Below are 21815 nucleotides of genomic sequence, written 5' to 3'. Positions count from 1 at the left end.
TTCATTTTGCAGTGGATTTTGGCTGAGCAGAGGTGGCCGCCTTCGTCAGCGGGATAATGACTTGCACAGCGGAGCCGGGTTTCAGATTGGCCGGGCGTTGTGTAAATTCCAGTTCCAGATCACGGACAATGCTGTTGTCGGTATGAGAGCGTGACTGAAAAGCCAGTCCCGGTCTCAGTATTTTTGCCTGTGCAGTCTGATTGCCACCGGGCAGTTTGACAGTCACGGTTTGCCCCATGCTGATTAAACCGTATTGGGCTTCCGGCACTTTTGCTTTGATATACATGTTGTCCGGGTCTGCCAGTCCGGCAATGGTTTGTCCCATCCAGACTTTGCTGCCTTTCTTGATTTTTTCATCGTCATAAGACATCCGGTATTGCACGATACCGGCAGTTGGTGCCGTGATGGTCAGTGCTTTAATGCCAGCCTGCAAATCGTTCAGATTCTTTTGTTCCATCTGCATTTCAGTTTGCAGGAAACGTTTCTCTGCATTGCGCTGCGCAGATTGTGCTGCGACCAGCTTTTGCTGCAATTCGAGCTGTGCCTGACCGGCTTCTTTATCAATCACCAGTTTGTCGTAATCAATACGTCGTATCAGCTCTTTCGGCATCGTCGCTTTACGCGCCGCCTTTTCTGCTGCTGCACGGGCTTCCGCAATCTGGATTTCGCCCAGTCTTTCCGCTTCTTTCTGTTCCAGCAGTAATTTTTCTAACGCTTTATTTTTTTCATTCAGTAAATTGCGCGATGTGACCAGTCGCTCCTGCACCTCGGTCGATTGCAGTTGCAAGACTTGTTCACCAGCCTTCAGATGCGTGCCTTCCGGCACGATCTGGCCAACGGTGTAATTCCAGATGTAGCGAATGGATGGCGGAATAATCGACCGGTAATTGCGCGATAAGACTTCGCCATCAATGGTCAGATTGTCGGGCAGGGACTGGCTCAGATGGCGCGCTGGTGCTGGTGCGGTACTGACGCGAATGCTCATTCCCGGTGCGTAAGTCAGGCCGGCTTGCGGCGGTAAAGGAATCGTGACTTTGAAAAAACGTCCTTTTTCTCCGGAAGGGCCGGCTTCCGGTGCCGGGCTGATGCGCTTGATCGTGCTGCTGATCGTTTTCCCGGGATAAGCGTCTGGCGTCAGATAGACTGGCATGCCTTCTTTCAGCGACAGGCGGTCGGCTTCCAGTGCCCAGGCAATCAGTTCAAAAGCACCATCTGTCATTACCTGACCGGCACGGTGCCCGGAAAATCCGGGTACGCCTTCGTCATAACGTTCGCCACGCCACTGGTTAAATGCATGAATAACGACACCATCCACTTCTGCATGAACCGACGTGTTTGCGTTTTCCTTCAGCAGATACGCCATTTGCAACTGGTTTTTACGTGCTTCCAGTTCGCCGTCAGTTTTGGTTTTGGCGATGTTTTTACGCGCGATCTCGACCGCAGTTTTACGGATTTCCAGTTCTTTGAGCGCTTTTTCTTTATCGGTCTGGTATTTGTCGTAATCCAGCGCACTGATCTGACCTTGCGGCAGGCTGGCGTCCAGTCGTGCTTTCGCCAGCGCGATCTGGGCCGTATGCAGTGCCCGTTCTGCCTCAATCGCCACCACTTCCAGCTTTGCCAGTTCCAGCGCCATTTTCACTTGCTGCTGTTCCTGACGGGTTTGCATTTCCTGCGTGTTGTTGCCCGAAGTGCCTATCGATAACACCACATCGCCTTTTTTGACTTTGCCGCCTTCCGGTACAAAAAATTTCAAAGTAACCGGATTAATGTCAGAGACGGGAATAAACAGTGACTGACTGTTCAGCGAATCCACACTGCCATTCAGAATAACCAGTCTTTGGCTTGCTGCTGCGGGTTTCGCTGGCGTAGTCGCATTGCTTGTGTCAGCGTGAGCCTGCAGGCAGAGCAGGGCGATTGCGGTGGCGCTGGCCAGCCGCGTCATAAGAAACTGAGGGGATGTCATGCGGAAACCAGATTGCCGTCGTTTAAGAGGATAGTGCGTTGCGCTTTTGCTGCGACATTCGGATCATGTGTAACCAGTACGATGGTCTGACCCAGACTGTGTAATTCAGAAAATAACTGCAGTACGTCGGTCGCACTTTTGCTGTCCAGATTGCCGGTGGGTTCATCCGCCAGTAACAGGGAAGGCTGATTCAGCAAGGCGCGCGCAATTGCGGCACGCTGCAGCTGACCACCGGACAGTTCTCCGGGGCGGTGATCAATGCGATGACCGAGACCCATGCGTTCCAGCAGTGCGCGTGCACGCTGCGGTGCTTCCGGGTCTTGTTCCGGCAAGTAGCGCTGCGGCAGCAGCACGTTTTCCAGTACGGTTAAGCGTGGCAGCAAGTGGAATGACTGAAATACAAAGCCGATTTGCCGGCTGCGCAGGGCAGATGCTGCATCGTCATCCATTGCGCCGACTTCCGTACCGTTCAGCCGGTAACTGCCGGCGCTGGGTTTATCCAGTGCGCCAAGAATATTCAGTAAAGTGGATTTGCCGGAACCGGAAGAGCCCATAATCGCGACAAATTCACCGGGCGCGATGCGTAAACTGAGTCCGCGTAATGCCTGTATCGTGCCGCCGCCCTGTTTGTAGTGGCGCTGTATATTGTCTAGCTGAATCATGCCTGAGTCACCGCGGAGTATCTGAGAATGCTTTTTGCTGTTAGGTACAAAAAACAGTTCTGAAAAGAAAGAGCCGACAATGTGACTATGAAAAGACTAAAAGTCAATATTTGTGTAAGAAGTTGTGAGAATTCGCCTTTGAGAGCGGCGGAATGGTGGTTTGATTGTGCAAAAATCGGCAAGAGCCAAATACAGAGACGCACTGTTTTCGCGGGCAAGCGGCAGATGGTTGTGCCATAAACCGCATTTCAGGCATTTTCAGTGCTTTTACGCATCCGGACTTCCGGTTTTGTTAAGTGTCTTCCGTTGGTTCGTGCAGAGGCTTTACTTCAGGGTGTAACTGAACAGCCAGAAATGACCGAGGTTCTGATAGGAAATGTCCGTTGCGCAACCGTCCACCAGTGCGCGCAGTTCTGCTTCGGCCGGAAAATTTTTCAGTATGCGGTGCACCGAACCATCGCGTAAATCGCGGTGCTGGAAGGTATTGCCGTCTGCATCGGTTTCCGTGATCGGAAAATCCAGCAACTGCGATGCATTGTTGTCGATCATGATGACTCTGGCTCCGGGCTGCAACCGTGAATATAAGCCATTCAGAAATCTTTGCTGATCCTGCTTCAGAACGTGTGAAAACCACAGTCCGGCAAAGGCGGCGTCAAACTCACTGCTGATATTTTCCAGCGCAAACGCATCTGCAACCTGAAATGCAATGTGTGCAGTGCCGGGACGCTGACGGGCAAAGGAGAGCGGATCGGCATTGCCGTCAGTCGCCAGCATGCTGCGCGTCACCGGCGCAATGTGCTGCGTCCAGTAACCCGTGCCGCAAGCGATTTCAAGCACATTCCTGCCTGCAAATTGCGCCGGTAAATAGGCGCTCAGAAATTGGATATCCGCCTGCCGCTCCGGCTTCAGATACACAGCGTCGTAATACGAGGCGCGGGCACTGTAATAGGTTTGCATATCCTGTGCGCTTTGATCCATAACCTCGCTCACTCTCTGAAATAAAAGGGCAGGCAACAATTATATGATGCAGGAATCGTCATTGCACGTTTGCCAAGCCCCGGACTTTCTGCCGACAACCAGCCGGTAGCTGTGCTGAACACCGCATTTGAGCCTTTTTTTGACGGTTTGTAACCGTTGCGGACGGAAGCTGGCCAGTGACGCAAAACAAAAGCCCGGCGCAGTGCCGGGCTGTATGGGTGTTTCTGCTGAGTTCCGGCCGACACGATGTGCACCGGAAGGGCGTCAGCGTTTGCGTTTCGGTGATAACACCGTCGGCAGTGCTTTCGGCAGGGTATCCGGATAATCGCGGCTGAAATGCAGGCCACGGCTTTCACGGCGCGACAGCGCAGAATTGACGATCAGTGATGCAACTTCCACCAGATTCCGCAATTCCAGCAAATCGCTGGAGATGCGGAAGTGCGAATAGTATTCATCGATTTCTTCTTTCAGCAGGCGAATGCGGTGTTTGGCACGTTCCAGCCGTTTGGTCGTACGCACAATGCCCACGTAATTCCACATGAAGCGACGCAGCTCATCCCAGTTATGGGCGATCACCACTTCTTCGTCAGCATCCGACACGCGGCTTTCATCCCAGTCGGGCAGGGCAATCGGATTCACGCGTTGCTGAGCTTCAATAAAACCAGCAGCCGCTTTGCCAATCACCAGACATTCCAGCAGCGAATTGGAGGCCAGACGATTCGCACCGTGCAGGCCGGTGTATGCAGTTTCACCGATTGCATACAGGCCCGGAATATCAGTGCGGCCATTGGTGTCCGTCACCACGCCACCGCAGGTGAAATGGACTGCCGGAACCACCGGAATCGCTTGTTTCGTCATGTCGATTCCCAGTTCCAGACAGCGCGCATAAATGGTCGGGAAGTGCTCTTTCAGGAATTCCGGCGGCTGGTGGGAAATATCCAGTTCCACATAATCCAGACCACGTTTTTTCATTTCGAAGTCGATCGCGCGTGCAACGACATCGCGCGGCGCGAGTTCGGCGCGCTCGTCATGATCCAGCATGAAGCGCTTGCCTGCCGCGGCGCCGGCTTCTGCCGGTAATTTCAGTACGCCGCCTTCGCCACGCACAGCTTCCGTGATCAGGAAAGATTTGGCGTAAGGGTGATACAGGCAGGTTGGATGGAACTGAATAAATTCCATATTCCCGACGCGGCATCCTGCGCGCCACGCCATCGCAATGCCGTCACCTGTCGCAGTGTCAGGATTTGTCGTATATAAATACACTTTACCGGCACCGCCGGTCGCCATAATCGTATGCTGAGCGGAGAAGGTATGTACTTCGCCGGTCTTAATATCCTGTGCATACAAACCGAGACAGCGTGGTGTCGGCGAGCTGTCGCCTAGCTTGGCGCTGGTGATCAGATCAATTGCGTAATGATGTTCGTACAGAGCGATGTTCGGATGCGCACGGACTTTCTGTTCCAGTGTTACCTGAACGGCGTGGCCGGTGGCGTCAGCGGCATGAATAATGCGGCGCTGGCTGTGACCACCTTCGCGGGTCAGATGAAAACCCAGTTCAGCTTCATCATCGCGAGTAAATGGCACGCCTTGTTCAATCAGCCACTCAATGGCTTCACGGCCATGCTCAATGATGTAGCGGGTGGCGCCTTCATCGCACAAGCCAGCACCGGCAATCAGAGTATCGCTGACATGTTCTTCATGACTGTCATGAGAATCCAGAACGGCAGCAATGCCGCCTTGTGCCCAGTCGCTGGCACCATCCAGCAGTTTTCGTTTTGTAATCACCGCCACTTTGCGGGTTTTTGCCAGATGCAGGGCCACCGATAATCCGGCCAGTCCGCTGCCAACAATCACGACATCATAGGTTTTCATAACACGTTGCTTTTCAGAGTCTCCGGTGTTTCCGCGCGGCACTTGCCTCTGTGTTGCGGCAAACCGGCGCGAATCTGCGATTATAGCGACTATTTATGTGACAAACCTACAGCCTGATTGCATGCTCAGGTAATTTGCTTGACATGGCAGTTTGGCACTTGTTCTAATACTGTGCGCAGTCGCGGCGGCTCCCTGAGGATTCGCCGGCAACAAGATCTGGCATACAAAACAATTGCGTGATACTAAATTTTGTGAGGGGGCTTTACGTGAATAAGACTGAGTTGATCGACCATATTGCGAAGACGGCAGATATTTCTAAAGCAGCATCTGCACGTGCGCTGGACGCATTGGTCGGCGCAATCAAAACGACGCTGAAGAAAAACGGAACGGTAACGCTGGTGGGTTTCGGCACGTTTTCTGTCGGCAAACGCGCTGCCAGAACCGGCCGCAATCCGCAAACCGGCGCAGCAATTAAGATCAAGGCAGCCAAGGTGCCTAAATTTAAACCTGGTAAAGCGTTAAAAGATGCAGTAAACTAATGCCTTTGTTGCCGCGTTATGTTATAATGCGGCGCATCTGCAAAGCGCTGGGTGCTTAGCTCAGTTGGTAGAGCGGCGCCCTTACAAGGCGTAGGTCGGGAGTTCGACCCTCTCAGCACCCACCAGCGTACACAGATATTCGGAGCGGTAGTTCAGTTGGTTAGAATACCGGCCTGTCACGCCGGGGGTCGCGGGTTCGAGCCCCGTCCGCTCCGCCAGATTCCGAAAAGGCGAACATATGTTCGCCTTTTTTTATATCTGTTTTCCGTGTTTATTTTTTCAGTCATTTGATTGGTTGAACATGTTTGAATACATCCGTACCCATCAGCGTTTAATGCAGTTTTTGCTGTTGCTGATTATTTTCCCGTCTTTTGCTTTGTTTGGCATTGAAAGCTACACCCGCTCTAAAGCGGAGGCTGGTGCTGAGGTTGCAAGCGTTGCTGGTCAGTCGATCACCCAGCAAGAGCTTGAAATTGCCGTTCGTAATAAAGCGGACTCTTTACGTCAGGCATACGGTCCGCAGTTCGATCCGAAAATGCTGAATACACCGGAAGCACGTGAGGCCATTCTGGATGAAATTCTTGCCCAGCGCGCAATCACCGCTGAAGTGCAGGAAGAGCGCATCGTCATTCCTGACCGTGTTCTGGCGAATGACTATATGAACAACCCGGCGCTGATCGGTGCTGACGGCAAACTCGATAAAGATAAATTCGAACAATTGCTCGCCCGCAGCGGTTATACCAAAGCAGGTTATGAATATGAGCGTCGCCAGACACTGGCTTTCCAGCAGCTGATCGGCGCAGTGCAAAATACCGCCATCGTTCCGAAATCTGTCGCACAGCGTATTGCTTTGCTGAGTGAGCAGGAACGTGAAGTGCAGTTGATGATTCTGAAAAACGCTGATTTTGCATCCAAGGTAAACATCACGGATGAGATGGTGAAGGCGTATTACGAGAAGAACGCAGCAAACTTCGAAGTACCGGAAGCTGTCAAAGCTGAATATGTGATTCTGAATGCGGAAGCACTGGCAGCGCAGGTAAGTGTCAATGACACCGAAATCAATGAATTCTACAAAGCAAATGCGAAGCAATTCACTACCGAAGAACAGCGTTCTGCGCGACATATCCTGATCGCAGCATCTGAAAAAGCAGCGCCGGCGGATAAAGAAAAAGCACGCGCAAAAGCGCAGGCTTTGCTGGAACAGATCCGCAAAAATCCGGATTTGTTTGCAAAGCTGGCAAAAGAAAACTCTGACGATCCTGGTTCGAAAGAAGCGGGCGGCGATCTGGGTGTTGTCGCCAAAAATGCAATGGTTAAGCCATTCGAAGACGCTGTATTCCGTTTGAAAAAAGACGAGATCAGTGATCTGGTGCAAACCCAGTACGGCTACCACATTATTCAGCTGACTTCATTGAGTGCGGGAAGCGTAAAACCTCTGGCAGAAGTGAAAGATCAGATTGTTGCAGATATTAAGAAGCAAAAAGCAGGTAAAGCATATGGTGAAGCAGTAGAAGCATTTACCGATGCTGTGTATCAGCAGCCTGACAGCCTGAAAGGCGTGGCAGACAAGTGGAAACTGAAAATTGAAACCGCGGAAGGTATTACCCGAAAAGGTATTCCTGCAGCACCGGCTACATTGCCTTTGAACAATCAGAAATTCCTGAAGGCCTTGTTTGCTGATGATGTGATTAAGAAAAATCACAACACAGAAGCGGTTGACATCGGTGGCGGCAATATCATTGCAGCGCATGTTACCGAGTACAAAGCGGCGTCGCGCCGTCCACTGGATCAGGTACGTCAATTGATTGTGACGCGACTGACAGAAGAGGAGTCAGCGAAACTGGCGGCATCCGAAGGCAAGGCAAAGCTCGCAGCTCTGCAAAAGGCACCTTCTGCAGAAGGATTTGCAGCGCCTGTCACTATCTCGCGTACGAAACCTGAAGGTGTGCCTGCAATTGCGGTTCCTCAAATCATGAAGGCTGATACACGTCAATTGCCGGCAATGACGGGTGTTGAAATCCCTGGGCTGGGTTATGCGGTGATCCGTGTTAATAAAGTTTCTGACGGTACGCCAGACCAGGCGCGACGCGCTCAGGAGCAGCAACAGCTGGCCTCTATTTATGCTGAGCAGGAGTTAGCTGCTTATGTGGAAGCTTTGAAAAAGAAAGCGAAAACAACGGTAAATAAAAGTGCTCTGACAGTACCTAAGCCAGCAAATTAAGCTGACTTGTCTCAGATCAAAAAAACGGCGCCCCTGTGGCGCCGTTTCTATTTTCGTCATGCATTTGCAGGACTATGCTTGCTTTTGTTGTTCGGTATTCCATCCTGATTTGGATTCCGGTGACGTTTGACTTGTATCAAGATGTTTACACAGTGCGATTGTTATTCTAGCTGTGGATTTTTACAACAGAGTGTTACAACAGAGTGAGATCATGACGATAACTAAAGAAAACACATACAACTATCGAGTTGTGCGTCAATTTGCGGTCATGGCTGTTATCTGGGGCATTATCGGCATGCTGGTTGGTGTCGTTATTGCAACCCAGCTGGCATGGCCCGAATTCCTGGGTGGCATACCATGGCTTAGCTATGGGCGGTTACGACCGTTACACACGAATGCGGTTATTTTTGCATTCGGTGGCTGTGCCTTGTTTGCAACTTCCTACTATGTCGTTCAGCGTACAACCAATGCGCGCCTGTTCGGTGGCTGGTTGCCTGAGTTCACGTTCTGGGGCTGGCAACTTGTTTTGCTGGGCGCAGTGGTGAGTTTGCCGCTGGGTATTTCTCAGGGTAAAGAATATGCTGAACTGGAATGGCCAATCGATCTGCTGATCGCTGTGGTTTGGGTTGCCTACGCAGTTGTTTTCTTCGGTACGCTGGTAAAACGTAAAGTTGAACACATTTATGTGGCGAACTGGTTCTACGGTGCATTTATCGTTGCGGTTGCGGTTTTGCATATCGTTAATAGTGCAGCATTGCCAGTTGGCCTGACAAAGTCTTACTCTGCATACGCTGGCGTACAGGACGCAATGGTTCAGTGGTGGTACGGCCATAATGCGGTTGGTTTCTTCCTGACTGCCGGTTTCCTTGGCATGATGTACTATTTCATTCCTAAGCAAATCGAACGTCCGGTTTATTCTTATCGCCTTTCTATCGTTCACTTCTGGGCGCTGATCTTCACATATATGTGGGCGGGTCCTCACCATCTGCACTACACAGCACTGCCTGACTGGGCGCAATCGCTGGGTATGCTGTTCTCCCTGATTTTGCTGGCACCATCCTGGGGTGGTATGGTCAACGGTATCATGACCTTGTCCGGTGCATGGAGTAAACTCCGCTCAGATCCTATCCTGCGCTTCCTGATTGTTTCGCTGTCTTTCTACGGTATGTCCACCTTTGAAGGCCCGATGATGGCGATCAAAACAGTCAATGCGCTGTCGCATTACACAGACTGGACGGTTGGTCACGTTCACTCTGGTGCGCTGGGCTGGGTTGGCTTTATTTCTATCGGCAGTTTGTACTACCTGGTGCCTCGCTTGTTTGGTCAGACACAAATGTACAGCAAGCGCCTGATTGAAGTGCACTTCTGGGTTGCAACGATCGGTGTGGTTCTGTATATCGCCGCAATGTGGATTGCAGGTGTGATGCAGGGTCTGATGTGGCGTGCAGTTAACGAAGACGGTACCTTGACATACACCTTTGTTGAATCTGTGAAAGCAACCTATCCGTACTATCTGATTCGTCTGACCGGTGGCCTGATGTATCTGTCCGGTATGGTGGTCATGGGTTACAACGTTGTGCGTACCCTGATGACAGCGAAGCCTGCAAACAATGCAATTCCTGCTGTGTCTGCACACGCTTAACCGGAAGGAGAAATAGAATGAGTAAATTTACACATGACCTGATTGAACGTAATGTTGGCCTGTTGCTTGTGCTGGTGATTCTGACGATCAGTGTTGGCGGACTGGTTGAGATTGTTCCGTTGTTCTTTCAAAAATCAACCACGCAACCTGTTGCTGGTCTGAAGCCATACACCGCGCTTCAACTGGCTGGTCGGGATATTTATCTTCGCGAGGGTTGCTACGGTTGTCATTCTCAGATGATTCGTCCGTTCCGTGCTGAAACCGAACGTTATGGTCACTACTCGGTTGCAGGTGAGTCTGTTTATGATCATCCGTTCCAATGGGGTAGTAAGCGTACAGGCCCGGATCTGGCTCGTGTAGGTGGCCGTTACAGCGATAACTGGCATCGTGATCATTTGAATGACCCGCGCTCTGTTGTCGTTGAGTCCAATATGCCTGCTTACCCATGGCTCGCAAAAAATGCACTGGACCCAAAGAGTATCGCACCGAAAATGTCTGCGATGAAAACGCTGGGTGTACCTTATTCCGATGCGGAAATTCAGGCAGGTCCTGCTGAACTTGAAAATAAGACAGAGCTCGATGCGCTGATTGCTTATCTGCAGGTTCTGGGTACTGCGATCAAAAATAAGAACTGATTGAAAACGCTTTTTGTTGCCGGAAGGAATAATTATGAATTTTACAATTATCAGTAGTGTTGTCACAGTGATCAGCCTGCTTGTTTTTTTGGGTATTGTTTACTGGGCATTCAGTTCGGATAACAAAGAGCGCTTCGAGAAACTGGCACGTTTGCCAATTGATAATGAGAATGGAAAATAGTCATGGCAGATTTTTTTAGTGAATGGTGGGGCATCGGTATTGCTATTGTTGTCACCATCAGTATCGTCGCCTGTGCGTTGCTGTTATGGTCTCAGTCGCACGTAAAGGTTAAAGTTGGTGCGGACGGCAAGCCTTTACCAGCTGAAACAACCGGTCACGTTTGGGATGCCGACTTGATGGAAGAAAATAATCCCTTGCCTAAATGGTGGCAATGGTTGTTCTATCTGACCATCATTTTCAGTATTGGATATCTGGTTGTTTATCCGGGTTTTGGTGATCGCCAGGGAACCTTCGGCTGGAGTCAGGTAGGTGCCTATGAAAAAGAAATGAAGGCGGGTGAAGAGCAATACGCCAAAATTTTTGATAAATATCTGGCGATGGATCTGAAGGATGTTTCGAAAGATCCTGCAGCGAAAGAAATCGGTCAGCGTTTATTTCTGAATACTTGCGCTCAGTGTCATGGTTCTGACGCGCAAGGCGGAAAAGGCTATCCAAATCTGACTGATACAGACTGGTTGTATGGTGGTGATCCGGAGGTAATTAAAACGACAATTACTGAAGGCCGTCATGGCGTAATGCCTCCGATGGGAGCTGCAATTGGTGGCGACGAAGATGTTAAAAATGTCGCTAACTACGTCCTTAGTCTGTCTGGTGGTGCACATGATCCGATCAAAGCAGCACTCGGCAAACCTAAATTTGCAGCTTGTGCGGCATGTCACGGGGCTGACGGTAAAGGTAATCAGGCAATCGGCGCGCCGAATTTGACTGATAAAACTTGGTTGTATGGCGGCAGTATCGATACCATTATGGAAACGATTAATAAAGGTCGAACCAATCAGATGCCTGCCCATAAAGACATTCTGACAAAAGGTAAGATTCACTTGTTAGCGGCATATGTTTGGGGCCTGTCGAGCAATGGTGCAAAAGTTTCTGCAGCCGAGATGGACTCCGTAAAACAAATCGCAGCTGGTACTGATGTAGCACAATCTAAGTAAGACAAAATTGGGTTACAGTCGCTCCTGTATATGAGGAAGACTGTAACTCATTTTTTTTGAGAAGCGATTTATGAAGCAAATCCCGATCATACCCATTGAGCCCGAAGAAAAGGAAATAGCTCTTTTCGAAGAACGGAAGAAAATCTATCCCCGCCATCAGACTGGTTGGTTTGCCTCCTGGCGCTGGGTACTGGTCGCGTTTACTCAGTTACTATTTTACGGAACAGCCTGGCTCAACTGGAACGAGCGCCAGGCTGTTTTGTTTGATCTGGTCACTCGGAAATTTTATATTTTCGGCTTTGTCTTCTGGCCACAGGATTTTATTTATCTCGCCGTTTTGTTGGTGATCTCCGCTTTATCACTATTCTTATTTACAGCTATTGCTGGCCGCTTGTTTTGCGGATATGCATGTCCGCAGTCGGTGTATACGCAAATATTTCTGTGGATTGAATATAAAGTCGAAGGTGATCGCAATGCCCGTCTGAAACTGGATGCATCGCCACTGACCGCCCGTAAATTTTCGCTGAAATTCCTTAAGCACTTTATCTGGCTTGTACTGAGTTTGTGGACGGGATTTACCTTTGTCGGCTATTTCACTCCGATCCGTGACCTGTCAGTCGAGATCTTGAATTTTACGCTCGGCCCATGGGAAATTTTCTGGCTGCTGTTTTACGGTTTTGCTACCTATGGTAACGCAGGCTGGATGCGTGAACAGGTGTGCAAATACATGTGTCCATATGCGCGCTTTCAAAGTGCCATGTTTGACAAGGATACGCTGATCGTTACGTACGACAAAGAGCGCGGTGACCCACGTGGTTCTCGAAATAAAAAAGTTGACTACAAAGCCCAGGGTCTTGGTTCTTGTGTTGACTGCGGTATTTGTGTTCAGGTCTGCCCGATGGGAATTGATATCCGCAATGGATTGCAATATGAGTGCATCGCATGCGGATTATGCGCAGACAGTTGCAATCAGGTGATGGATAAAATGGGATATGAGCGGGGCTTAATCCGTTATACCACCGAGCACGCACTCGATCGTAAACTGGATAAGAAAGCGATGTGGCAACGTGTATTCCGGCTTCGTACCCTGATTTATTCGGGCATTTTACTGTTGATAATTATTTTGTCCGGGATTTCTCTTTACCTGCATATCCCGTTAAAGGTCGATGTGCTGAGAGATCGTGGCATGCCAAAAATTACCGAGACGGGTGCAATAGAAAATGTGTATCGACTGCAGGTAATGAATACGAAGGAGCAGAAGCAGCACTACACCGTTAAAGTGACGGGTGCTGCAGGTGCAGAGTTGCTGATGAATGAACAGATTGAAGTAAATGCAGCAACAACCAAAGCTTTCCCTGTTCGCGTACGAATTCCAGCTTCGTCGGTTCAAACAGGTTCAAACCGTATCCGGTTTGAAATTCAGAATACCGACGAGCCAGCAATAAAAGTAAGTGAAAAGGCCGTATTTATCGTTCCGCGATAATCTGGCGGAACATCAGGAGAACTAAATGGAAGCAACACTGAACCTGAAGCCTAAGAAACGTGATGTCTGGTACAAAGAGCCGTGGCTGTTGCTCGTGGCAGGTGGGCCTGCGTTTGTCGTCGTTGCCAGTGTCATTACAGGATACATCGCGATAAAAGGATCTGATAAGGTTGTGGCGGACGACTACTACAAACAGGGTTTAATGATCAACAAAGATATTCAGCGCGATGCCAAAGCAAAGGCTCTGGGACTGAATGCCAGCCTGTATATCGATCTGAAAACATCGAAAATCCGTATGCAACTAAACAGTGCCGCTCCGGACACTGTGCTGCCTGAAAAAGTCCAGTTGAGTCTGGCGCGTGCTTCGGATAACGCCTCGAGTGTTAACGAAGTAATACATCGTTTGCCACTTAACCGCAACGCAGATGGCAGCTATGAAGGTGATCTGAATTTCATATCGAAACTTTCATCAGGTTCTGTTAAATTGTTTCATATCAAATTAGAGACTACAGATTGGCGACTGACGGGGGACTGGTATAACCCCGAAGTGAAGGTGGCGCAGCTATCTGCACTTTAAAATAGTCAGCGCTTCCCTGGCGATTGACATCAGCTTCAATAACAGAGGGGGAGATAGCATGGAAACCCGAAAATCAGGACGTTTTTTCTTTGGTCCGGCAATGATGATTGTGTTGTGGCCAGCATTTTTGATGGCATGTGCTGCTACCGGGCTGGTATTCAGTCTGGTCGACCCGATGGAGCTGATCATATTCGACGAGCGACTGCAGATGCATATTACCGGCGTATATACGATTGGTTTTTTTGCTTTCTGGTTGCTCGGTATTCTCTCCAGTGGCCTCACTGTATTGCTGGTTCAGAAGGCCCGTTAAGCAAAAATAAAATGACTTCGATGTTGACTAATTCTGTTCTGGATATCCCGGAACAACTCATTCGCCGCTTTGATAAACTCGGTCCTCGTTATACTTCATATCCGACCGCTGATCGTTTTCATGCAGATTTTAAGGCTGAAGACTATATCGCCTATTTGCAGGAGCGCGCGTCACAAACCGAGAAGAAACCACTTTCTCTGTACATACACATTCCGTTTTGTGCGTCGCTTTGCTATTACTGTGCGTGTAATAAAGTCATTACGAAGGATCACGGACGGTCAGCTAAGTATCTGGATTATCTTGAGAAAGAACTGAATCTGGTATTAGCGCACCTGGGAGCGCGTGAGACACTGAGCCAGCTTCACCTGGGTGGTGGTACGCCTACATTTCTCAGTCATGATGAAATTCGTCGCCTGATGAATTTATTAAGGACGCATTTTGATTTTGCGCCAGATGCTGAAATTTCCATTGAAATCGATCCGCGTACCGTAGATGAATCGACGCTGGCACTGTTGCAGGAAGTTGGATTTAACCGTACCAGCCTCGGAGTTCAGGATTTTGATCCGGAAGTGCAGAAAGCAGTGCACCGGATTCAGGATTTTGAAATGGTTAAGCGAACCATTGAACAGTCACGTGCACACGGATTCAGTTCAATTAACTTCGATCTGATTTACGGTTTACCAAAACAAAATCTTGCCAGTTTTACACGCACGCTTGATCAGGTGATTGAACTCAGTCCGGATCGTATTGCTTTATACAATTACGCGCATTTACCTGAGCGTTTTAAGCCTCAGAGACGGATTGCAGAGGCAGACTTGCCGACTGCTGAGCAAAGACTGGAGATTTTTTTCATGTCCCTTCGTCGTCTGATCGAGGCCGGTTATGTCTACATTGGTCTGGACCATTTTGCGAAGCCGGATGATGGCCTGGCGAAAGCAATGGATGATGGCAGTTTGCACCGGAATTTTCAGGGATATACAACCCGTGCTGAGTGTGATCTGATTGCATTGGGTTTGTCAGCAATTGGCAAGCTTGGTAAATCCTATGTTCAGAATCTTCGTACACTCGATGAGTATTATGCAGCGATTGACGAGCATCAGTTGCCGGTTGAGAAAGGCATACATTTGAGTGATGAGGATGTGTTACGCAGACAAATTATTCTTGATCTGATGTGCAGTAACGGGATTGATTTTGCCGAACTCGGACGTGAAACCGGGCGCGATCTTTCTGCGCATTTTGCCGATGAAATTGCAACTTTACGACAGTACGAAGAGCATGGTTTGCTGCAAGTAACGGATGACCGGATATCCGTTTTGCCGAAAGGTCGCTTCTTTGTCCGCGCTTTCGGAATGGTTTTTGATGCATTCCTGCAGCAACAAACGACAGCGCGTTATTCGAAATTAATCTGACATGCTGACGATACCGTTGCTGACCGCGGCGGCATCTGCCGGACTGCTGGGAGGTATCCACTGCGCTGCTATGTGCGGTAGCCTGACCAGCTTACTCATGCGTCCTCAGACAACATCTCAAAAAGTCATTGCAATTGTAAATGCAAAGCAAGCGTATTCTGGTGCGACAAAATTCTGGTTACACACAGGGCGTCTCAGTGTCTATATGTCGGCGGGCGGTGTTCTGGGATTGGCAGGGCAGAAGGGTTTATTCTTTTTCGGTGGGAAAACCCATATTGCGGTAATGATTGCCGGATATCTGGCGCTGGCGATTCTCGGTCTCCGTCTGACCGGTGTATCGATACCAAATTTCCGTTTGCCCTCAGGCTTCGCTACCTGGCAAGAGCGCAGCCTGGATGCTGCGCAAAGGATTATTCAACGACAACCTTATATTGCCGGGCTGTTATGGGGGACACTGCCTTGTGGCTTGCTGTATGCAGTAGTTCCGCTCGCGATTTTTTCGGGAGACATGCTGTCCGGAGCGCTTCTGATGGCAGTGTTTGGCTTGTGTGCATTGCCCCATTTGCTGGTATCACAAAAATTGCTGACGGTGATTGGATTGCAGGAGAAGCGCAAATGGTTCTCGCTGGGTGCGGGGCTGTTACTGATCGGGTTGGCTGTTGCCGGGATCGCAGGAATTCAGTCAGGTCATATGCCTGACTGGCTGTGTGTTGTGCCACCTAAGTGAATCAGGGGTGTTTTTTCAGGCTTTTATGTTTACCAGCGTGCCGAGATTCTGGTCAGCCGTCTGAATTACTTTTGCATTGATGCCAAACTGATGCTTGTAGACCAGTGAGTTGACTGTTTCAGTGGCAAGATCGGTCCCCGATTCTGCTGCCTGGCCGGCGGCTTGCGGTGCTGAAACAGAAGAACTCACACCTCCCGTCGGTGATTCCTGATGCTGAATCGTTTGTGGTTTAAAGCCGGCAGTATTGGCGTTTGCGATGTTATGTGCGCTGACATCCAGCGCCATCTGTGCTGAACGTAAGCCCGAAAGTCCGCTGGAAATTGCACCGATACTCATCATATTCTCCTGTCTGACGTTTCAGTGTAGCACCTGGTTACGCAGTTTGCCCGGAACTTTAACGGGAAAACGGTAACTCAACATGCAGGCAAGTGCCTTCACCTGCATTGCCGGAAACATGAAAATGGCCATGCATCGCTTTGACGCGTTCACGCATACCAACCAGCCCGAACGAACGCGATTTGCGCATATCTTCTTCATCGATCCCTTTACCGTTGTCACAGATACTGAAGACGATTTTGTCGGGGAAATGTTCGAACTCAATGGTGACAGCACTTGCTTCTGCGTGCCGGGCAACATTAGTCAGCGACTCCTGAACGATACGGAAAATTGCTGTACTGCGTGCATCATCCAGCGTCAGTTGGTCTTCGTCTGCGATCAGCTCACAGTCAATCATGTGCCGATGCGAAAATTCACGTTGCAAAGTTTGTAGTGCAAAGTAGAGCCCACCCTCATCCAGCGCACGCGGGCGCAAATCTGTGGCGATTCGTCTCAGGGTGGTGATCGCGGTCAGAATTAACTGGTCCATACTCTGAATCGCGGACTGACTCTTTGCAGCAAGTTCCGGCGCCCGTTGCACCAGCGTCAGATCCATCCGCAAGGCTGCCAGCAACTGCCCCAGATCATCGTGCAGCTCACGTGCGATATGCTTGCGCTCTTCTTCACGGATAGACTGCAACGCTGCAGACAGCTGGCTCAGTTCTTCATGGTATTGCGCCATCTTTTCTTTGGCGATTTTACGGTCCGTGATATCGCGGAAGATCACAGTATAAATACGGGCACCATTTTCCAGCTGATGAGCGATAGAAGCTTCCATCGGGAACTCTGTACCATCAGCGCGGCGACCTGTAATGTAGAAATCTTCGTAGTGACTTCCCATTTTGCGTCGGGTTGAACCTGTTTCTCCGAATTTTTTTAAATGGCCGCCATGTCCGGCACGATGGCGCTCAGGGAGCAGAAGCGTCAGGCTTTTTCCCATCAGATATTCTGCGTCATATCCGAAAATAGCCGCCGCTGCCGGGTTGATCATGAGGATAGTCTGATGTTCATCAACGGTAATGATGCCGTCAATTGCAGTGTCGATCATGCGGTGCAGACGTTCGCGCTGAGCAGCAAGCTCACTGGCAGAACGTGCGATTTCGATGGTTTGCGTGGCGAGGCGGGTGTAGGGTTTATGAATGTTGATCGCAACCATGCTGCGGTAAATTGCAATTGCTGCAGCGAGCTGGAGAAAGTGACCAATCGCAACATTCACGTCACTGCGTTCAGCATAGAGTGAAAAATAAACTTCAGAAATACCCATCAGCCAGCTGGCGAGAAACAGGGGTACGCGTGCAATCTCAAGCCGGTCTTCTACCTGTTGATCAGGCCCTTTCAGGCTGTGTTTCAGAAAAAGTGCTGCGGAAATCAGATTGATGAGGATCAGAACGATCTCACATGCGATCTTGAAATTCGTCTGTCCATGCTGTTCGGAATACATCAGCGGCACAGCATGGGGAAACAGAAAAATAATCCCGCAAATAACCGCAGTCAGAACAAGTCCGGTCATCAGAAAAGCATCTGACTGCTTTTGAGACAGGTTCGGGTCTTTCGGATTCATCGATAAGCCCAGCAGTGTCAGGGCGATGATGGCTCTGCTGGCGATCCATGCTGAGAAAGACTTGTGCATGTCAGACGGACCGGTAAATTCCGGCATCCCCTGAAAACTGATCGCATGTACAAATCCCAGAATCGCAGCGCTTAAAAATGTGACGGCCAGTACGACGCTGCTGCGACTGCGGTATCCGCCAAAAGCATTCCAGCAGACGATGAAAACGGATACGAAAATGGTAATCGTGATGGTTTCAAGAAGCGTATGCACCAGCAACGGCGAGAGCATGAAAAAGCGCGAAACATGCTGCTGGTTAGTCCAGAGGATCAGCGATGCTATCAATGCGAAGACTGCAGCGGCAATTGCCTGTTTCAATGCGGGGGCGGTCGACCGGGGAGTGCTGGTCATAGCGATATTCCGAAAATCAAAAGTCTGCATTGTAGCGAAAAATTTATTGTCAAAGCGCCTACCTGGCGCAGGGTTATTCGGAGATTTGTCTGGCGCGCTGAAAGTGCCGGTTTCTGGCTGATTTGCGGATTTCTGCATATCAATATCCCGCTCGTCGGCAGAGAGTCTGGCCGTCCAGAAAATACAAATGCAGATTTCTGCACATTTAAAGATAAAGGGTGCTGCGGAAATCCCATGTGCAGTGGGGCTTAAAAACAAAAATCCGTTCACTGAAAATCAGTGAACGGCTTCGTCGGTGTTGCTGACAGTTTGTGCTGTCAATCAGTGTGACATCAGCACCGGAATTGTCATGCTTTCAAGGATAGTGCGAGTGGCACCGCCCATAATCATTTCGCGGAACCGCGAGTGTCCGTATCCGCCCATGACAAGTAAGTCGCTGTCGAGATCGTGTGCCAAAGACAGGATTGCATTTCCGATATCTGTTTTCGTTTTGTGTACGGAGACCGCGACACGAACACCATGGCGCGCAAGATATGTCGCGATGTCTGCGCCAGGCTGGTCACCGTGTGCATCCGGATCAGCTTTAACATTAAAGATTGCGACCTGCACCAGATCTGCTTCCTTAAGCAAAGGCAGGGCGTCGGTCACTGCGCGGGTTGCAGCACGGCTGGCATCCCAGGCAATCATTGGACGTTTCCCAATCGTCGGGAAGCTGCCGGCATACGGAATAATCAGCACTGGACGACCGGTATTCAGAACCAGATATTCCGGGAAATCCGGCAAAACACTTGGCGACGGTTCGTCACGGTTGGTTTGTCCGATGACCAGCAGGTCGCTGTAACGCGCCAGTAAGCCCATACCGCCACCCGCCTCATCATTCACTACTGCCAGTTCGGACGAACGTACACCTAATGCATCGGTGCGTACACGAAATTTCGCTGCTGCAGCCTCAGCCCGCTCTTTCAGATAGTTCAGATGTAAAGCCAGATTCGGATCGGCAGCACCCAGATTGCCATCCTGATAAATGAAGCGTGACACGCCGGTAATTGCCGCTCCAATCAGGTGTGAATCTGATTTTCTTGCGATTTCGGCCGCAACGTCAACACGTAACTGGCAGCGCTCGGATTCATCAACATGGACAAGGATGGTTTTGTAAGCCATTGTGTTCTCCCGGTGAAATGCAGATTACTGAAATGTACGCTTAGTTCTGTTCTGAGCCTTAATCAGGCTGCAACAGCGTCGCCACTCCATTGAGGCAGCAGTTTTTTGCCAACCAGCGCCTGCACTTTATCTGTTACTTTTGCGCGTGCTTTTGCAGGTGGCAGGCGACGCAGTGTTTTCAATGCATTCGTGTCCAGCAGGGTGATTTCGCGCTGATCAACCTGGATCAGCCCCATTTCATTAAACGCAGACAGTGTACGGCTGACTGTTTCCAGTGTCAGCCCCAGATAGCTGCCGATTTCATGACGGGTCATACGCAGGTTAAATGATTTGCCGGAATAACCCAGCATACTGAAGCGTTCACCGAGGTTGGTCAGGAAGCGCGCAACTTTCGCTTCTGCACTCAGCGCGCTCAGCATACCAATCATAATCTGTTCGCGTACCAGTTCACGGCTCAGTACAGAGAACATCGCATGTTCCAGCTCAGCATGGCTGCGACCCAGTGCTGCAAACACTTTGTATGGAATCAGGATAATGTCACAATCAGATAATGCAACTGCTTCTGATGCATGATGTTGCGAATGAATACCATCAATACCCAGCAAGTCACCTTTCATCGGGAAACTCAACACTTGCTCATTGCCGTATTCATCGATCAGCACCGTTTTCAGGAATCCGGAATTCACCAGATACAGCGTGTCGAATGTCTGGCCGATAGTATGAACGCGCTGACCTGCTTTGAAGCGAACGTGCTGAAACAGAACTTCGTCATCCTGGCAGGCAACCGGTGCCTGAATGTGCAACAGATCGCAAATTTCGCGCAGATTTGACCAGAGGTTGCCATGGCAGCGCCAGCCGGCTTCATTTGATCCGCCCATGCTGACCATACGTTTAGTTGTGCTGCCCTGGGTTTGGAATGCTGCAGTAGTCATTTTAAGTCTCCGCACGAAAAAGTTAGTTAATCTGAGAATTGAAATCTGGTCCTTGCCAGCGCATCAGATAAGCAGGGATTTCGGCGAAATCCCGGGATTTATCTAAAAAACCATCAGCGCCGGCACGTAATGCCTGTGTGCGGTAATCCTCAGTCGAATGATTGGTCAGTACGACAACTTTAATTTCAGGGCGGGTTTTTTTGATTTCCCGCAGCAGAGTCAGACCACTTTCTTCACCAAGTTGCAGATCAAGAATCATCGCGTCAGTGTTGTGACGCATAACACCTTCATACGCAGAACGGATGTCAGCGCTAACGCCAACAACATGCATGCCAGGGATTTCTTCGATAAATCTGACAAGCCTGTTCTGAATCAGAATGGAGTCTTCAACGATAAATAAATTCATGATTTCTTGATACACATCACCGCTTGTTGCGTATGAGTATTATCAGGAAATAAGTACTTGATTTAAATCAGGGGGATGCTGAATTGAAATGTCAGATTCCGCGTCGCTGTTATAGGAATATTCCTACAAGCACGAAATCAGGATTGCAGCAGATTGTGGGTGATAGCGTACTGGACCATGTCAGAGAGATTACTCATGTTCATCTTCTGCATAATACGCATTTTGTGAGTGCTGACGGTTTTAACGCTCAGATGCAGTAAGTCGCCAATTTCGGTAATCGACTTGCCTTTCACCAGATGGCAAAAGACTTCGAATTCTCGGTCGGATAAGGCGGTATGCGGCATATCGTCACTTGCCGGCATCGCATTCATTGCTAGTTGCTCAGCAACTTCAATGCTGATGTAAGGGCGACCGGAAGCAACTTTACGAAGAGCAGTTACCAGCTGGGTACCCGCACTTTCTTTCGTTAGATATCCACGCGCACCCGCACGAATGGCGCGGACTGCGTACTGTTCCTCTTCGTGCATAGTCAGAATCAGAATTGGCAGCTTGGGAAATTCATCTTTGATTTGCCGGATCAGGTCAACACCACTGCGTCCTGGCATTGAAAGATCCATCAGCAGGACATCAAATTCATTGTGCCGGACTTTATCCAGTGTATCAAACCCGTCTACTGCTTCCCCGATTACCCGAATGTCATCAATACCATCCAGAATACGCTTAAGTCCTTCGCGCATTATGGTGTGGTCGTCGGCAATCAGAATTCGGATCATAGTCAGGCGTTGTA

Annotated in this window: 21 protein-coding genes and 2 tRNA genes; 13 read left to right on the top strand and 10 right to left on the bottom strand. The window is 49.8% G+C overall.

What is annotated here, in order from left to right:
* Position 1 precedes the first annotated feature (1 nt).
* The 4 genes from IE092_RS02020 to nadB form a co-directional block, all read right to left on the bottom strand.
* Positions 2-1963, bottom strand: a complete 1962-nt coding sequence (locus tag IE092_RS02020) for an HlyD family secretion protein (RefSeq protein WP_189355329.1) — start codon at positions 1961-1963, stop codon at positions 2-4.
* Positions 1960-2625: an ABC transporter ATP-binding protein gene (locus tag IE092_RS02015; protein ID WP_189355328.1), complete on the bottom strand. Its 666-nt coding sequence runs from the start codon at positions 2623-2625 to the stop codon at positions 1960-1962. Before IE092_RS02015 ends, IE092_RS02020 begins: the two co-directional genes overlap by 4 nt.
* 324 nt (positions 2626-2949) lie before the next feature.
* The gene (locus tag IE092_RS02010; protein WP_189355327.1) at positions 2950-3603 is read right to left on the bottom strand and encodes a class I SAM-dependent DNA methyltransferase; all 654 of its coding nucleotides are present in this window, start codon (positions 3601-3603) and stop codon (positions 2950-2952) included.
* A gap of 264 nt (positions 3604-3867) precedes the next feature.
* Entirely contained in the window at positions 3868-5475 is a 1608-nt protein-coding gene (nadB, locus tag IE092_RS02005) for an L-aspartate oxidase (protein ID WP_189355326.1), read from the bottom strand.
* 251 nt (positions 5476-5726) lie between these two features.
* Between nadB and IE092_RS02000 the strand changes: the two genes are divergently transcribed.
* The 13 genes from IE092_RS02000 (at position 5727) to IE092_RS01940 (ending at position 16194) form a co-directional block, all read left to right on the top strand.
* Positions 5727-6014, top strand: a complete 288-nt coding sequence (locus IE092_RS02000; RefSeq protein ID WP_268249257.1) for an HU family DNA-binding protein — start codon at positions 5727-5729, stop codon at positions 6012-6014.
* A 49-nt stretch (positions 6015-6063) separates the two neighbouring features.
* A tRNA-Val gene (locus IE092_RS01995) sits at positions 6064-6139 on the top strand.
* Positions 6140-6155: 16 nt separating this feature from the next.
* A tRNA-Asp gene (locus IE092_RS01990) sits at positions 6156-6232 on the top strand.
* An 83-nt stretch (positions 6233-6315) separates the two neighbouring features.
* Positions 6316-8235, top strand: a complete 1920-nt coding sequence (locus IE092_RS01985; RefSeq protein ID WP_189355324.1) for a SurA N-terminal domain-containing protein — start codon at positions 6316-6318, stop codon at positions 8233-8235.
* A 211-nt stretch (positions 8236-8446) separates the two neighbouring features.
* Positions 8447-9877: a cytochrome-c oxidase, cbb3-type subunit I gene (gene ccoN / locus IE092_RS01980; protein ID WP_189355323.1), complete on the top strand. Its 1431-nt coding sequence runs from the start codon at positions 8447-8449 to the stop codon at positions 9875-9877.
* Between the two features lie 17 nt (positions 9878-9894).
* Positions 9895-10512: a cytochrome-c oxidase, cbb3-type subunit II gene (gene ccoO, locus IE092_RS01975; protein ID WP_189355322.1), complete on the top strand. Its 618-nt coding sequence runs from the start codon at positions 9895-9897 to the stop codon at positions 10510-10512.
* 34 nt (positions 10513-10546) lie between these two features.
* Positions 10547-10693: a cbb3-type cytochrome oxidase subunit 3 gene (locus IE092_RS18935; protein ID WP_189355321.1), complete on the top strand. Its 147-nt coding sequence runs from the start codon at positions 10547-10549 to the stop codon at positions 10691-10693.
* Positions 10694-10695: 2 nt separating this feature from the next.
* Positions 10696-11688 (top strand): cytochrome-c oxidase, cbb3-type subunit III, encoded by a 993-nt coding sequence (gene ccoP / locus IE092_RS01965; RefSeq protein ID WP_189355320.1) that lies wholly within the window; start codon positions 10696-10698, stop codon positions 11686-11688.
* A gap of 70 nt (positions 11689-11758) precedes the next feature.
* Positions 11759-13171, top strand: a complete 1413-nt coding sequence (gene ccoG, locus IE092_RS01960; protein WP_189355319.1) for a cytochrome c oxidase accessory protein CcoG — start codon at positions 11759-11761, stop codon at positions 13169-13171.
* A 25-nt stretch (positions 13172-13196) separates the two neighbouring features.
* Complete coding sequence (locus IE092_RS01955; protein ID WP_189355318.1) at positions 13197-13748, top strand: FixH family protein; 552 nt, start codon at positions 13197-13199, stop codon at positions 13746-13748.
* Positions 13749-13806: 58 nt separating this feature from the next.
* Positions 13807-14058, top strand: coding sequence for a hypothetical protein (locus IE092_RS01950; RefSeq protein ID WP_229792976.1), 252 nt, complete (start codon positions 13807-13809; stop codon positions 14056-14058).
* An 11-nt stretch (positions 14059-14069) separates the two neighbouring features.
* Complete coding sequence (gene hemN / locus IE092_RS01945; protein ID WP_189355317.1) at positions 14070-15467, top strand: oxygen-independent coproporphyrinogen III oxidase; 1398 nt, start codon at positions 14070-14072, stop codon at positions 15465-15467.
* 1 nt (position 15468) lies between these two features.
* A complete protein-coding gene (locus IE092_RS01940) occupies positions 15469-16194 on the top strand; it encodes a sulfite exporter TauE/SafE family protein (protein WP_189355316.1) in 726 nt (241 codons plus the stop codon).
* Positions 16195-16209: 15 nt separating this feature from the next.
* Here the strand turns inward: IE092_RS01940 and IE092_RS01935 are convergent, their stop codons facing one another.
* The 6 genes from IE092_RS01935 to IE092_RS01910 all read right to left on the bottom strand — a co-directional run bounded on the left by IE092_RS01935 (position 16210) and on the right by IE092_RS01910 (position 21801).
* Positions 16210-16533 (bottom strand): flagellar basal body rod C-terminal domain-containing protein, encoded by a 324-nt coding sequence (locus IE092_RS01935; RefSeq protein WP_229792975.1) that lies wholly within the window; start codon positions 16531-16533, stop codon positions 16210-16212.
* 55 nt (positions 16534-16588) lie between these two features.
* Positions 16589-18529, bottom strand: a complete 1941-nt coding sequence (locus IE092_RS01930; RefSeq protein WP_189355315.1) for an MASE3 domain-containing protein — start codon at positions 18527-18529, stop codon at positions 16589-16591.
* Between the two features lie 321 nt (positions 18530-18850).
* The gene (locus IE092_RS01925) at positions 18851-19690 is read right to left on the bottom strand and encodes a universal stress protein (protein ID WP_189355314.1); all 840 of its coding nucleotides are present in this window, start codon (positions 19688-19690) and stop codon (positions 18851-18853) included.
* Positions 19691-19752: 62 nt separating this feature from the next.
* The gene (locus IE092_RS01920) at positions 19753-20568 is read right to left on the bottom strand and encodes a Crp/Fnr family transcriptional regulator (protein WP_189355760.1); all 816 of its coding nucleotides are present in this window, start codon (positions 20566-20568) and stop codon (positions 19753-19755) included.
* Between the two features lie 76 nt (positions 20569-20644).
* Entirely contained in the window at positions 20645-21028 is a 384-nt protein-coding gene (locus tag IE092_RS01915) for a response regulator (protein ID WP_189355313.1), read from the bottom strand.
* A 137-nt stretch (positions 21029-21165) separates the two neighbouring features.
* Complete coding sequence (locus tag IE092_RS01910) at positions 21166-21801, bottom strand: response regulator (protein ID WP_189355312.1); 636 nt, start codon at positions 21799-21801, stop codon at positions 21166-21168.
* Positions 21802-21815 lie beyond the last annotated feature (14 nt).

The sequence above is a fragment of the Cognatundibacterium squillarum genome (assembly GCF_014652435.1).
Lineage (GTDB): Bacteria > Pseudomonadota > Gammaproteobacteria > Burkholderiales > Burkholderiaceae_D > Undibacterium > Undibacterium squillarum.
This window is presented reverse-complemented; position numbering and strand designations above follow the sequence as displayed.

What these genes read in the sequence shown, in the direction of transcription:
- IE092_RS01920 (WP_189355760.1), bottom strand. Translation starts at nt 20,568, where the DNA reads ATGGGCGGATCAAATGAAGCCGGCTGGCGCTGCCATGGCAACCTCTGG.
- nadB (WP_189355326.1), bottom strand. Translation starts at nt 5,475, where the DNA reads ATGAAAACCTATGATGTCGTGATTGTTGGCAGCGGACTGGCCGGATTA.
- IE092_RS02020 (WP_189355329.1), bottom strand. Translation starts at nt 1,963, where the DNA reads ATGACATCCCCTCAGTTTCTTATGACGCGGCTGGCCAGCGCCACCGCA.
- IE092_RS01930 (WP_189355315.1), bottom strand. Translation starts at nt 18,529, where the DNA reads ATGACCAGCACTCCCCGGTCGACCGCCCCCGCATTGAAACAGGCAATT.
- IE092_RS18935 (WP_189355321.1), top strand. Translation starts at nt 10,547, where the DNA reads ATGAATTTTACAATTATCAGTAGTGTTGTCACAGTGATCAGCCTGCTT.
- hemN (WP_189355317.1), top strand. Translation starts at nt 14,070, where the DNA reads ATGACTTCGATGTTGACTAATTCTGTTCTGGATATCCCGGAACAACTC.
- IE092_RS01935 (WP_229792975.1), bottom strand. Translation starts at nt 16,533, where the DNA reads ATGATGAGTATCGGTGCAATTTCCAGCGGACTTTCGGGCTTACGTTCA.
- IE092_RS02015 (WP_189355328.1), bottom strand. Translation starts at nt 2,625, where the DNA reads ATGATTCAGCTAGACAATATACAGCGCCACTACAAACAGGGCGGCGGC.
- IE092_RS01925 (WP_189355314.1), bottom strand. Translation starts at nt 19,690, where the DNA reads ATGGCTTACAAAACCATCCTTGTCCATGTTGATGAATCCGAGCGCTGC.
- ccoN (WP_189355323.1), top strand. Translation starts at nt 8,447, where the DNA reads ATGACGATAACTAAAGAAAACACATACAACTATCGAGTTGTGCGTCAA.
- ccoO (WP_189355322.1), top strand. Translation starts at nt 9,895, where the DNA reads ATGAGTAAATTTACACATGACCTGATTGAACGTAATGTTGGCCTGTTG.
- ccoP (WP_189355320.1), top strand. Translation starts at nt 10,696, where the DNA reads ATGGCAGATTTTTTTAGTGAATGGTGGGGCATCGGTATTGCTATTGTT.
- IE092_RS01910 (WP_189355312.1), bottom strand. Translation starts at nt 21,801, where the DNA reads ATGATCCGAATTCTGATTGCCGACGACCACACCATAATGCGCGAAGGA.
- ccoG (WP_189355319.1), top strand. Translation starts at nt 11,759, where the DNA reads ATGAAGCAAATCCCGATCATACCCATTGAGCCCGAAGAAAAGGAAATA.
- IE092_RS01950 (WP_229792976.1), top strand. Translation starts at nt 13,807, where the DNA reads ATGGAAACCCGAAAATCAGGACGTTTTTTCTTTGGTCCGGCAATGATG.
- IE092_RS01985 (WP_189355324.1), top strand. Translation starts at nt 6,316, where the DNA reads ATGTTTGAATACATCCGTACCCATCAGCGTTTAATGCAGTTTTTGCTG.
- IE092_RS01955 (WP_189355318.1), top strand. Translation starts at nt 13,197, where the DNA reads ATGGAAGCAACACTGAACCTGAAGCCTAAGAAACGTGATGTCTGGTAC.
- IE092_RS02010 (WP_189355327.1), bottom strand. Translation starts at nt 3,603, where the DNA reads ATGGATCAAAGCGCACAGGATATGCAAACCTATTACAGTGCCCGCGCC.
- IE092_RS01940 (WP_189355316.1), top strand. Translation starts at nt 15,469, where the DNA reads ATGCTGACGATACCGTTGCTGACCGCGGCGGCATCTGCCGGACTGCTG.
- IE092_RS01915 (WP_189355313.1), bottom strand. Translation starts at nt 21,028, where the DNA reads ATGAATTTATTTATCGTTGAAGACTCCATTCTGATTCAGAACAGGCTT.